Source organism: Micromonospora echinofusca, from assembly GCF_900091445.1.
Lineage (GTDB): Bacteria > Actinomycetota > Actinomycetes > Mycobacteriales > Micromonosporaceae > Micromonospora > Micromonospora echinofusca.
Window position 1 is genome coordinate 1,596,067 of sequence record NZ_LT607733.1, and the last position, 12,035, is coordinate 1,608,101.

12 protein-coding genes are annotated in these 12,035 nt (G+C 73.3%); 7 read left to right on the plus strand and 5 right to left on the minus strand.

The annotated features are described in order from the left end of the window. The first annotated feature begins 239 nt into the window (after positions 1-239). The 4 genes from uvrB (at position 240) to GA0070610_RS07385 (ending at position 4,657) form a co-directional block, all read left to right on the plus strand. Positions 240-2,348 carry an excinuclease ABC subunit UvrB gene (gene uvrB / locus GA0070610_RS07370; protein WP_088999328.1) on the plus strand — a complete coding sequence of 703 codons (2,109 nt, stop codon included), beginning with the start codon at positions 240-242 and terminating at the stop codon, positions 2,346-2,348. 75 nt (positions 2,349-2,423) lie between these two features. Beyond that, positions 2,424-3,284, plus strand: a complete 861-nt coding sequence (locus GA0070610_RS07375; RefSeq protein WP_231925943.1) for an AraC family transcriptional regulator — start codon at positions 2,424-2,426, stop codon at positions 3,282-3,284. Positions 3,285-3,308: 24 nt separating this feature from the next. Continuing rightward, on the plus strand, positions 3,309-3,677 hold the full coding sequence (locus tag GA0070610_RS07380; RefSeq protein ID WP_088999329.1) for a VOC family protein: 369 nt from the start codon (positions 3,309-3,311) through the stop codon (positions 3,675-3,677). A gap of 119 nt (positions 3,678-3,796) precedes the next feature. Further along, positions 3,797-4,657 (plus strand): helix-turn-helix domain-containing protein, encoded by an 861-nt coding sequence (locus GA0070610_RS07385; RefSeq protein WP_088999330.1) that lies wholly within the window; start codon positions 3,797-3,799, stop codon positions 4,655-4,657. A 6-nt stretch (positions 4,658-4,663) separates the two neighbouring features. Here the strand turns inward: GA0070610_RS07385 and GA0070610_RS07390 are convergent, their stop codons facing one another. Further along, entirely contained in the window at positions 4,664-5,422 is a 759-nt protein-coding gene (locus tag GA0070610_RS07390) for an SDR family oxidoreductase (protein WP_088999331.1), read from the minus strand. A gap of 137 nt (positions 5,423-5,559) precedes the next feature. Continuing rightward, complete coding sequence (locus GA0070610_RS07395; RefSeq protein WP_088999332.1) at positions 5,560-5,853, minus strand: antibiotic biosynthesis monooxygenase family protein; 294 nt, start codon at positions 5,851-5,853, stop codon at positions 5,560-5,562. A gap of 451 nt (positions 5,854-6,304) precedes the next feature. On the opposite strand from GA0070610_RS07395, the gene GA0070610_RS07400 reads away from it, so the two are divergent. After that, a complete protein-coding gene (locus GA0070610_RS07400) occupies positions 6,305-7,306 on the plus strand; it encodes a TerC family protein (RefSeq protein ID WP_088999333.1) in 1,002 nt (333 codons plus the stop codon). An 84-nt stretch (positions 7,307-7,390) separates the two neighbouring features. Here the strand turns inward: GA0070610_RS07400 and GA0070610_RS07405 are convergent, their stop codons facing one another. Further along, a complete protein-coding gene (locus GA0070610_RS07405) occupies positions 7,391-8,308 on the minus strand; it encodes a C40 family peptidase (protein WP_089003339.1) in 918 nt (305 codons plus the stop codon). Positions 8,309-8,366: 58 nt separating this feature from the next. Further along, positions 8,367-9,464, minus strand: coding sequence for a mandelate racemase/muconate lactonizing enzyme family protein (locus tag GA0070610_RS07410; protein WP_088999334.1), 1,098 nt, complete (start codon positions 9,462-9,464; stop codon positions 8,367-8,369). Between the two features lie 116 nt (positions 9,465-9,580). On the opposite strand from GA0070610_RS07410, the gene GA0070610_RS07415 reads away from it, so the two are divergent. After that, entirely contained in the window at positions 9,581-10,378 is a 798-nt protein-coding gene (locus tag GA0070610_RS07415; RefSeq protein WP_088999335.1) for a tyrosine-protein phosphatase, read from the plus strand. Positions 10,379-10,387: 9 nt separating this feature from the next. Here GA0070610_RS07415 and GA0070610_RS07420 read toward each other — a convergent pair whose 3' ends face one another. Beyond that, positions 10,388-11,245 carry a serine hydrolase gene (locus GA0070610_RS07420; RefSeq protein ID WP_088999336.1) on the minus strand — a complete coding sequence of 286 codons (858 nt, stop codon included), beginning with the start codon at positions 11,243-11,245 and terminating at the stop codon, positions 10,388-10,390. A 65-nt stretch (positions 11,246-11,310) separates the two neighbouring features. Here GA0070610_RS07420 and GA0070610_RS07425 point away from each other — a divergent pair, with 65 nt between their 5' ends. Then, positions 11,311-11,976 (plus strand): class I SAM-dependent methyltransferase, encoded by a 666-nt coding sequence (locus GA0070610_RS07425; protein WP_088999337.1) that lies wholly within the window; start codon positions 11,311-11,313, stop codon positions 11,974-11,976. Positions 11,977-12,035 lie beyond the last annotated feature (59 nt).

Sequence of the window (12,035 nt, forward strand, 5' to 3'; positions counted from 1 at the left end):
TCAGCGCCTCACGCGCGACCACGTCGGGTGCGCACGCCGGGCATGCCGGGTGCTGCGACCCCTGTGCCGGGGGCGGGCCGGCCCTGACGGCCTGGCCACCTGCCCGGTCGGCCGCCGCGAGCGGCCTACACGGAGAGCGTAGTCCGGTGAGATGCGCCACACAATGTGAATATTGAAGCCGATCACGGACCGGGCGTAGTGGCGTCGCGGTGTCGGACCCCCGGCGTACCGTTGGGGTCATGGCGCTCGACATTCCCCGGCTCGACGGCCGTTTCCAGGTCATCAGCGAGTTCCAGCCGGCCGGCGACCAACCGGCGGCCATCGACGAGCTGGAGCGCCGGGTCCGGCGCGGCGACCGCAACACCGTGCTGCTCGGCGCGACGGGCACCGGCAAGAGCGCCACCACCGCGTGGCTGATCGAGCGGGTGCAACGGCCGACGCTGGTGCTGGCGCCCAACAAGACCCTCTGCGCGCAGCTGGCCAAGGAGTTCAGCGAGCTGCTGCCGCACAACGCCGTCGAATACTTCGTCTCCTACTACGACTACTACCAGCCCGAGGCCTACATCCCGCAGACCGACACCTACATCGAGAAGGACTCCTCGATCAACGAGGAGGTCGAGCGGCTGCGGCACTCGGCGACCATGTCGCTGCTCACCCGCCGCGACGTGATCGTGGTGGCCACCGTCTCGGCGATCTACGGGCTGGGCACCCCGGAGGAATACCTCGACCGGGCGGTGCGGGTCGCGGTCGGGCAGGAGCTGGACCGTGACCAGCTGCTGCGCCGGTTGGTCGACATCCAGTACACGCGCAACGACATGGCCTTCAACCGGGGCACCTTCCGGGTCCGCGGCGACACGCTGGAGATCATCCCGGCCTACGAGGAGCTGGCCGTGCGGATCGAGCTCTTCGGCGACGAGGTGGAGAAGCTCTACTACCTCAACCCGCTCACCGGCGACGTGGTCAAGGCGGTCGACGGGCTGGTCATCTTCCCGGCCACCCACTACGCGGCCGGGCCGGAGCGGATGGAGCGGGCGATCCGCGACATCGAGGCCGAGTTGGCCGAGCGGCTGGCCGAGCTGGAGCGGCAGGGCAAGCTGCTGGAGGCGCAGCGGCTGCGGATGCGCACCACCTACGACATCGAGATGATGCGCCAGGTCGGGTTCTGCTCCGGCATCGAGAACTACTCGATGCACATGGACGGCCGGCTGCCCGGCAGCCCGCCGCACTGTCTGCTCGACTACTTCCCCGACGACTTCCTCACGGTCGTCGACGAGTCGCACGTGACCATCCCGCAGATCGGCGGCATGTACGAGGGCGACGCGTCCCGCAAGCGGATGCTGATCGACCACGGCTTCCGGCTGCCCAGTGCCGCCGACAACCGGCCGCTGCGCTTCGACGAGTTCCTGGAGCGGGTGGGCCAGATGGTCTTCCTCTCCGCCACGCCCGGCCCGTGGGAGCTGGAGCAGGCCCAGGGCGAGTTCGTCGAGCAGGTGATCCGACCGACCGGCCTGATCGACCCGGAGGTCGTCGTCAAGCCTACCAAGGGCCAGATCGACGACCTGATGCACGAGATCAAGCTGCGTACCGAGCGCGACGAGCGGGTGCTGGTCACCACGCTGACCAAGAAGATGGCCGAGGACCTGTCCGACTACCTCCTGGAGAACGGCATCCGGGTGCGCTACCTGCACTCCGAGGTCGACACGCTGCGCCGGGTGGAGCTGCTGCGCGAGCTGCGCAAGGGCGACTACGACGTGCTGGTGGGCATCAACCTGCTCCGGGAGGGTCTCGACCTGCCGGAGGTGTCGCTGGTGGCGATCCTCGACGCCGACAAGGAGGGCTTCCTGCGCAGCGGCCGGTCGCTGATCCAGACCATCGGCCGGGCGGCCCGCAACGTCTCCGGCCAGGTCCACATGTACGCCGACAGGATCACCCCGTCGATGGCCGAGGCGATCGGGGAGACCAACCGGCGGCGCGACAAGCAGATCGCGCACAACGAGGCCCACGGCATCAGTCCCGAGCCGCTGCGCAAGAAGATCCACGACATCCTCGACGACATCTACCGCGAGGCGGAGGACACCGAGAACAGCCGCGTCGGCGGTGCCGTACGGCAGCTCTCCCGGGGCAAGGCGCCGGTCAAGGAGACCCGCAGCCGCAGCCGGGCCGGCGGCGCCGGGCCCGCGCGGGAGGGCATGGCCCGGGCCGAGCTGGCCCAGCTCATCCAGGAACTCAACGACCAGATGCTGGCCGCCGCCCGGGAGCTCCAGTTCGAGCTGGCCGCGCGGATCCGCGACGAGGTCGCCGACCTGAAGAAGGAGCTGCGCGGCATGGACGCGGCCGGGGTGAAGTGACCGGTCGGCGCCGGCGCTCCGCCCGAAACCGCAGCGGCCGGCGCACGGTCCCGCGGTGACGACGGGGGGCCGGTGATGGACGGGGTGGCCGGCGAACTGGTCGTCGGCGTCCCCGAGGTCCGGCTGCGCCCCTTCGTGGAGCGCTACGTCGGCTACCGGGAGTGGGCCGCGCAGCCCCTCGTCCGCCGGGAGGTGGCCGGGGCGTTCGTGGTGGTCATCCTCGGCTGGGGCGCCCCGCTCGACGTCGTCGACCCGCGCAGCGCCGAGCGCAGCGCCTACCGGGTCGACTCGTTCGTCGCCGGCACCTTCGACGCGTACTGCGCGACCCGCACCTTCGGCGTGGGCGAGGGCGTCGAGCTGTTGCTGGCCCCGCTGGCAGCCCGGCGGATCCTCGGGCTGCCCCTCGGGGAACTGGCCAACCGGGCGGTGGCGGTCGAGCACCTGCCGGGAGGGTGGTTGGACCGGTTGCGGTGCCGCCTCGCTGCCGCCGAGAGCTGGTCGGCCCGTTTTGCCCTGCTCGACGCCGCGCTGGCCGCCCGGCTGGCGACGGCCGGGCCGGTCGACGCGCGGCTGGGCCGGGCCTGGCAGCGGCTGGCCGACAACGGCGGGCGGATCGGCGTGGGGCCGCTCGCCGACGAACTGGGCTGGAGTCGCCGTCACTTCGCCGTGCGGTTCCGCCAGGAGGTCGGCCTGTCGCCGAAGACCGTTGCCCGGCTGTTGCGCTTCCACCGCGCGTACGCGGCCTTGGGCGCGGGGCCGGGCGTGCCGGAGGCACTCGTCGGGGCGGAGCACCCGGGGCTGGCCGGCGGCTGGGCGGATCTGGCCGTGCGCTGCGGCTACTACGACCAGTCCCACCTGATCCGCGACTTCCGCGAGTTTGCCGGCGACACCCCGGCCGCGCTGCTCGCGAGGTCACATTCGTCCAATCCCGGCTGACCGGCTCGGCGGCAGAATCGGGGCATGCGAACCATCTACCCGATCTTCCGTTACCGGGACGCGCGCCCCGCCATCGACTGGCTCTGCGCGGCGTTCGGCTTCACCGTGCACGCCGTCCATGACTCGCCCGACGGTTCCGTGGCGCACGCCGAGCTCATCCTCGACACTGGGATGATCATGGTGGGTGAGCGGCCCGACTCCGCGCCCCGCCCGGGCGACGAGGAGTGGTCGGTGTACGTGGCGGTGGATGATCTCGACGCGCACCACGCCCGCGCCCGGGCGGCCGGTGCCGAGATCGTCCGCGAGCCCTTCGACACCGACTACGGCTCCCGCGACTACGCCGCCCGTGACCTGGCGGGGAACGTCTGGTCGTTCGGCACGTACCGGCCCTGACCGCCGCGACGCGGACCCCTGTGGTGCGGCAGGGCGAGCGGTCCCAGTTGCGGTACGCGAGCGAGCTATTGCGCTCAGTGATCGTCCTTGCGTACTCTCCCTCGGTGGGGAGGCAGGGGATGCCGTTGCCAACGAGTCCGGTCATTCGTCGCGCCCGGCTGGGCGCCGAGCTGCGTCAGCTGCGGCGGCGGGAGGCGCTGACCCTGGAGCAGGTCTGCGACCGGCTGGGGTGGGCCTCCACCTCGAAGCTGTCCCGCATCGAGCTGGGGCAGAGCCGGCCCGACCTGGCCGACGTGCTCGACCTGCTCGACGTCTACGAGGTGCCGCCGCCGCAGCGCGACGCGCTCATCGTCATCGCCCGCGACGCCGCCACCAGTCGGGGCTGGTGGAAGGCGCTGGGGGAGATGGGGGAGCGGCAGCGCACCTACGCCGAGCTGGAGGCGGGCGCAGCGAGCATCGTGGACTGGCAGCCCGCCGTCGTGCCGGGGCTGCTCCAGACCCCGGCGTACGCGCGGCTGCGGATCGCCGTCGGCCGGCTGCTCGACCCGGCCCTCGACGTGGACGCCGACGTGCGCGCCCGGGCGCTGCGGCACGAGGTGCTGCGGCGGGCCGACCCGCCCCGCTACACGGCGCTGCTCGCCGAGGCGGCCTGCGACGCCGGTGACACCCCACCGCAGGTGTGGCGGGAGCAGCTGCGGCACCTGGTCGACCTGGCCGGCCTGCCGCACGTGACGATCCGGCTGCTGCCCCGGGGCGTCGCCGCGCGGGGCGGGGCGCAGCCGCTCACGCCCTACTCCTGCTACTCGTTCCCCGACCCGGCCGACCCGCGCACGGTGATGCTGGAGGCGCTGACCACCGACGTACGCCTGGCGACGGCGGTCGACGTCGACCGCTACGAGCGGCTCACGGGCTGGCTGTTGGAGGCGGCCCTCGGCCCGGAGGAGACGGTCGCGGCCCTGAACCGCCTCGCCGTCGACTGAGCCCGCTCACACGTGGCGGCGGAAGCCGCCCTCCGAGTCGATCACCTGGCCGGTGATCCAGTCGGCGTCGGACGAGCAGAGGAACCGCACCAGCCGGGCGGCGTCCTGCGGGGTGCCCCAGCGCCCGCCCGGGAAGAGCTTCGCGACCTCGGCGTACGCCTCGGCGGAGGCGTACCCGGTGTCCGTCGGGCCGGGATGGACGCAGTTGACGGTGATGCCGCGAGGCATCAGCAGCGGCGAGAGCTGGAAGGTCGCGTTCTCCACCGCCGCCTTGCTGACCGCATAGGCGAGGGTCTGCGGCATCGGGCCGAGGCGCTGGCCGCTGGAGAAGAGCACCAACCGGCCGCCCTCGCCGGCGGTGAAGGCCTCGGCGAACGCCTCGGCGAGCAGCAGCGTGGCCCGCACGTTGACCAGCAGGTGCCGGTCGATCTCGGCCGCGTCCAGCGCGCCGAACGGGGTGTCGGTGCAGTATGCGTGCACGGCGACCACCGCGTCGAGCCGGCCGTGCCGGCGCAGCGCCTCGCCGACCAGGTCGGCGGGCGCCGCCGGGTCGAGCAGGTCGGCGCGGACGTGTGCGGCGTCGCCCAATTCGCCCAGCAGGGCCGGCACGCCCTCGGGATCACCGCCGTAGGGCTGGGCGTCGTCGAACTCCGGCAGGCCGGTGAGCAGCAGCCGCCAGCCGTCCGCGGCGAGCGTGCGGGCGACCGCCGCGCCGATGCCGATGCGCCGACTCACGCCCGTCACGAGGGCCACCCGTTGCGTCATGGAGGCCAGTCAACCGTGGCCTGGTGCCCGGGGGCCAGCGGTTATCGCCGCGCGGCAACCGGGCCCGGCGCCCCCGAGCCCGCCGGGACCGGCGGCCGACGCGTGCACGGCGCACCCTAGGGCAGGGGTACGACAATTCAGGCCGGCACGTCCACGAAGTGCTCGACCAGCGGCGGGTTGGCGAAGTGCGGACCGATGAGCGCCCGCCACCGCGCGAAGCGCTCGGTGCCGCGGAAGTTGTCGTTGTGCGCCTCGACCGAGTCCCACTCGACCAGCAGCACGAAGCGGCTCGGGGACTCGACGCCCCGGGTCATCCGCACCGACCGGCAGCCGGGCGTGCCCGCGAGCACCGGATGCCCCTCGGCGTACGCGGCGGCGAAATCGTCCTCGTGGCCCGGTAGTACGTCGATGAGCGCGACCTCAAGCACCATGCCGGCAGCCTTTCACGCCGCCGTCCGGGCCGCGCGTCGCGGGGGTCTGTTCCCGAGGCCCGGGCGGACCTAGGGCGGGCGCGCGGAAAAGGGGAGGCGCATGCCTCCCATCCGGGCACCTAGCCTCCTAGGACGCGGACAGGCGGCGTACCCCGTCACGCGCCTTCCGATAGATGCTCGCGAGTGGGGAAGGACACCGGCCGCCCGGGCTGCGGCCGCTCGCCACGATGGGCGACAATGGCGGGCGAGGAGGGGAGTATTCCCCCGCGACGGGGTCGTCAGCACGGTCGAGCGCCGATCTGGACGCCCGACCCGGCCCCGTCGGTCGCCGCCCTGCAGGTGGCGACGGAAGAGACCTCCGACAGTCACCAGTGTCAGCGTCGCCGGCACACCGCGCCCACCGTGGGCGTACGGTGTGCCCGTCGCTGCCTGTCTGCCGGAGGAATGAACCTTGGACGTGTCCGGACTGGTCTGGGCGGGGACGCTCATCGCCCTCACCGGGATCCTGCTCGTGGATCTGCTGATCATCGGTCGGCGACCGCACGAGCCCAGCGTGCGGGAGTCGAGCCTCTGGGTCGGCTTCTACGTCGCCCTGGCCCTGGTCTTCGGCGCCGGCCTCTGGCTGACCTCGGGGCCCAGCGCGGCCGGGCAGTTCTACACCGGCTGGCTGACCGAGTACAGCCTCTCGGTCGACAACCTGTTCGTCTTCGTGATCATCATGGCCCGGTTCGGGGTGCCCCGGCAGTACCAGCAGAAGGTGCTGCTCATCGGCATCGTGCTGGCGCTGGTCATGCGCGGCGGCTTCATCGCGGCCGGCGCGGCGCTCATCTCGCAGTTCTCCTTCGTGTTCTACATCTTCGGCGCGTTCCTGATCTACACCGCGATCAACCTCGCCCGGCAGGGGGAGCCCGACGAGGACGAGTTCTCCGAGAACGTGTTGATCCGGTGGAGCCGCAAGGCACTGCCGATCTCCCGGGACTACGACGGCGCCAGGATGACCACCCACACGGTGAAGGGCAAGCGGATCTTCACCCCGATGCTGATCGTCATGATCGCCATCGGCACCACGGATCTGATCTTCGCGCTCGACTCCATTCCGGCGATCTTCGGCATCACGCAGGAGCCGTACCTGGTCTTCACCGCCAACGTCTTCGCGCTGATGGGTCTGCGGCAGCTCTACTTCCTGCTCGGCGGTCTGCTCAGCCGCCTGATCTACCTCAGCTACGGCCTGGCCGTGGTGCTCGGCTTCATCGGCGTCAAGCTGGTGCTGGAGGCCCTCGCCGACAACAAGCTGCCGTTCATCAATGGCGGCGAGCACGTCTCCTGGGCCCCGCACATCCCGATCTGGCTGTCCCTGACGATCATCCTCGGCACTCTCGTGGTGGCCACCGTGGCCAGCCTGATCAAGTCCTCCCGCGACCGACGGCGGGTGCTGGTCGACGCCCGCCCCTGAGGCGTACGCGGACGACGAAGCGGGGCGCCCTCCCGGGGGCGCCCCGCTTCGTGTCGTACTGGGTGGTCGTCGGACGGGCCCGGGTCAGACCCGGTGGACGCCGACCAGGGTGGCGGTGCGCTCGTCGGGCAGCCGCTCCTCCAGCACCCGGCGCCGCAGATAGCAGGCGTGCAGCATCCGCCGGTCGTCACCGGGGCGCGGGTCGGCGGTGACGATGCCGATGTGGTGGATGCGGCGTCCCGGCCGGGCGAAGAAGTAGAGGTCACCGGGGCGTTCCGCGCCCAGCGGCACCGGCCTGGTCGCCGTGGCCTGGTCGCTGGCGTCGCGCGGCAGCAGCACGCCGAGCCGCCGCCAGGCCAGGTGGACCAGGCCGGAGCAGTCGATGCCGTACGCCGACACCCCGCCCCAGATGTAGACGACGTCGAGCAGCCGCTGGGCGACGGCCAGCACCTCCCCGGCCGACGGGGGCGTGGTGGGCGCCGGCACCGCGTCGCCACCGGGCAGCCAGAGCGGCGCGGCGTGGCCTGGCGCGTGCACCGGTTGCCAGCCGTCGACCGCCGGCCCGGCCGGGGTCAGCCGGGTGCCCAGGACGACTCCGGGGAGCACCTCGGCGCCGCCCGGCGCGTCGCGTAGCGCGGTGACGGTGGCGTCGACGACGAGCGGGTCGGCGTCGGCGGTGCCGGTGGCCGGGGCGAGCTGCTCGGTGGGCAGCCAGCCCGGGTAGCCGCGCGGGTGCAGGCGGGGGGCCGGCTGCTCGACCGCCACCACGTGGGCCCAGCCGTCGTCGCGCAGCTCGGTGACCAGCACCCGCTCGCCGAGCAGCAGCTGGCTCAGTACGCAGTCGCCGACCTGCTGTTCGGTGTCCATGCCGGAGATCCAGGCCGCGATGTCGGTACGCGCGGCCAGGGCGGGGGCGTCGACCGCCCGTACCGCCTCGGGGCAGCTCCAGAGGGTCGCGACCGCGACCCGGACCACGGCCTCCCCGCCCGGTTGCAGCTCCACGTCCACCCCCAGCTCGCGCCGAATGTTCCCGCGACCATATGAAAGTTTTCGACGGGCATCAACTGCGAGTCTGCATCTTTACTTCAGTCACGGAGCTGATGCCGAGGCCCGGCGCGTCCGGCAGGACGACGGTCGCGCCGTCGTACCGCAGGCCGCCGCGCACCGGCGACCAGGCCAGCCACCAGGCGGCGTCCAGGTCGGCGACGGCGGTCGTGCCGTAGGCGCCGACCAGGCTCGCGGCGGCGCCGATACCGACCTGGCTCTCCATCATCGACCCGACGACGGTGCCGAGGCCGTGCGTGGCGGCCAGGTCGAGCAGGGTCCGGGCCGGGTGCAGGCCGCCGCACTTGGCGAGCTTGACGTTGACCATGTCGGCGGCCCGCCGGCGGATCACCTCGACCAGGTCGCGGACGCCGAAGACCGACTCGTCGGCGAGGATCGGCACGTCCACCCGGTCGCTGACCCAGGCCAGCCCGTCCAGGTCCCAACGGGCGACCGGCTGCTCGACCAGCTCCACGTTCAGCCCGGCGTCCTCGACGCCACGGATGACCCGGACCGCCTCGCGCGGGGTCCAGCCCTGGTTGGCGTCGAGCCGGATGCGGACGCCGTCGCCGACGGCGGAGCGCACCGCGCGGACCCGCTCCAGGTCGCCGGCCGCGTCGGTGCCCACCTTCAGCTTGAGCACGTCGAAGCCCTCCGCGCGCCGCTGCCGGGCCGCCGCCGCCAGGTCCACCGCGTCGCCCGCGGCGAGCGTGACGTCCGTGGGCACCCGCAGGGCGGTGCCCCCGAGCAGACGCACCAGGGGTACGCCGAGCCGCCGCGCCGCCAGGTCGTGCAGCGCGACGTCGACGGCCGCCTTCGCCGCCTCGTTGCCGACGACCGCCCGTTGCACCTCGGTGCAACGGGCCACCAGGTCGTCGGCGTCGCGACCGGTGAGCGTCGGACCGAGCAGCTCGCGGACGCACGCCTCGGAACCGGCGACCGACGCGCCGGTGACCTGCCACACCTGCGGCGCCTCGCCGTAGCCGGACCGGCCGTCGGCGTCGACGACCTCCACCACCAGGGTTTCCACGGTGGTGGTACGGCGCAGCGCGGTGACGAACGGCGTGTGTAAGGGGGCGGAAAGCCGATGGGTGCGTACCGCGGCGATCGTCATGTGCGGCACCCTATACGGACACGGGCAGGCGAAGGGGAGGCCGGCATGAGCGATCGAATCATCAAGTGCAGGGCGGTGGTGCCTCATGGCGGCACGGAGCGCAGCGGAGTGCCGGCATGAGCGGGCGGGATTGGGAGTTGGTGGGGGCGCCGAACGCCCGTGACCTCGGCGGTCTGGTCGGCGCCGACGGCCGCAGGGTGCGTCCGGGGGTGCTGATCCGTACCCCGGCGCTGGGTCGGCTGACCGACGAGGACCTGCCGGTGCTGGCCAAGCTCGGCCCGTCCTGCGTGGTCGATCTGCGGGACCACTCGGAGACGGCGGTCGCCCCGCCGGACCGGCTGGCCGGTCAGCCGCGGGTGGTGCACCTGCCGGTGCACGACGCCGAGCACCCTGTGTTCACGTACGTCTCGGCGGTGCTGCTCGGGCACGACCTGGGCGCGTACGAGGCCTTGGCGGAGCAGGGCACTCCGGCGGCGATGGCGGCGATCTACCGCTGGTTCGTCAGCGGGGAGTCGGCGCGGGCGAACTTCGGCGCGGCGGTGCGGCTGGCGGCCCAGGCGGAGAACCTGCCGCTGGTCTACCACTGCTCGGCGGGCAAGGACCGGACCGGCTGGTTGACGGTGCTGCTGCTCAGCGCGCTCGGCGTGGACGAGGCGACGATCCGGGCGGACTACCTGGCGAACAACCGGCTGACCGAGAGCCTGCGGGAGGTCCTGCTGGAGGCGATGCGCCGGCGGATGCCGGGGCTGGACGTCGAGGCGGTGCGCCCCGTGTTGGAGGTGCGCGAGGAGTACCTGGACGCCGCGTACGCGGAGGTGCGCCGGGTGCACGGGTCGTTCGGGGCGTACCTGCGTGACGGGCTCGGGGTGACCGACGACGTGGTGGTGGCGCTGCGGGCGCAGCTGCTGGACTGAGCGGTCAGGTCACAGGTCGCGCCGGGCGTCCCAGGCCGCGGCGGAGACCCGCGCGATCAGCCGGCAGGCGTCGTCGTCCTCCTCGCCGCTGGGGCCGCCGTCGGCGAGGTCCGTGGTGGTGCAGACGACGACGGCGTACGGCGGCGCGTCGTCGGGGAAGACCACTCCGGCGCCGTGCCGCACGCCGCGCACCCAGCCGTTCTTGTGCGCGATGCGGGTGCCCTCGGGCAGGCCGGCGGCCAGGTCCTCGCGGTGTTCCTGAGCGAACAGCACGTCGAGCATGGCGGCGCAGCCGGCCGGTGAGGCGAGCGGGCCCGGGCGGTCGGCGCCGGCGGCCAGCGCACCGAGCAGCGCGGCCAGGTCGGCGGCGGTGACCAGGTTGGTGACGCCCGCCTCGCGGGCCGCGAAGTCCTCGATGCCCCGGCCGGTGACGCTGTGCCGGGCCCCGGTGAGGTCCCACACCCGTGCCACGGCCGGCAGTCCGACGTGGTCGATCACCAGGTTGGTGGCGAGGTTGCTGGAGCGGACGATCATCCGGTGGGCGAGCCAGCGCAGTGTGACGTCGTCGCCGACGCGTTCCCAGACGGCCTCGTCGTTGTCGTAGTGCCGGGCGCAGGAGAACCGGGGCGCGCCGGGCAGCGCCGAGTCGAACTCGTTGCGCACCGGCACCGGTGCGTCGAGGTCTAGGGTGCCGGCCTCGGCGGCGCGGTGCAGCGCGACGAGCACCGCGGCCTTCATGGTGCTGGCCGCGTAGTGGGTCGCGTCGGCGTGCCGGGTCCAGGCGGGGGCGGCGCCGACCCGCGCCACGTACGCCGACACGGTGCCGGGCACCCCGTCCAGTCGGGCGTCGAGCTCGTCCCAGGTCATGCGGCTGACCGTAGCGGATCGCCGACGGGGCGGCGGGCCGGGGCGATCGGTCGTACCGTGCGGGGATGACGGTTGCCGCCTACGACGCGCACGCCGACTGGTACGAGGCGTTCGCCACCGACACGTCCAGCGACTACATGACCCGGGTCCGCGCCCGGCTCGGCGACCTGCTCGGCCCCGGCCCCGGCCGCTGCCTCGACCTGTGCTGCGGCACCGGGCTCCAGGCGGCGGAGCTGCGCCGGCTGGGCTGGGACCCGGTGGGGGTCGACCTGTCCGCCGGGCAGTTGCGGCACGCCCGGGCGCGCCTGCCGGTGGCCCGCGCCGACGCGGCGGCGCTGCCGGTCGCCGACGCCTCGGTGCCGGCGGTGGCGTGCGTGCTGGCCCACACCGACGTGCCCGACTACGCGGCGGTGATCGCCGAGGTCGCGCGGGTGCTCGCGCCGGGCGGGCGGTTCGTCCACGTCGGGGTGCACCCGTGCTTCATCGGCGCGTTCGCCGACCGCTCCGACCCGCGGCGGATCGTGATCGACGGCGGCTACGCCGAGCGGGAGCGCAGCTTCCGGGCCTGGGCGCCGCACGGGGTGCGGGTGCGCGTCGGCGCGTGGCACGTCCCGCTGGCCGACCTGCTCAACGCGGTCACCGACGCCGGCCTGACACTGGTGCGTACGGTCGAGGCCGGCTCCGGCCCGGTGCCCGACCTGTTCGGCTTCCTCGCCACCCGTCCCGCCTGAGGTCTTCGGGCGCAAACGGGTGGAGCCCGGACCGCGTGGGCGGTCCGGGCTCCACCGGT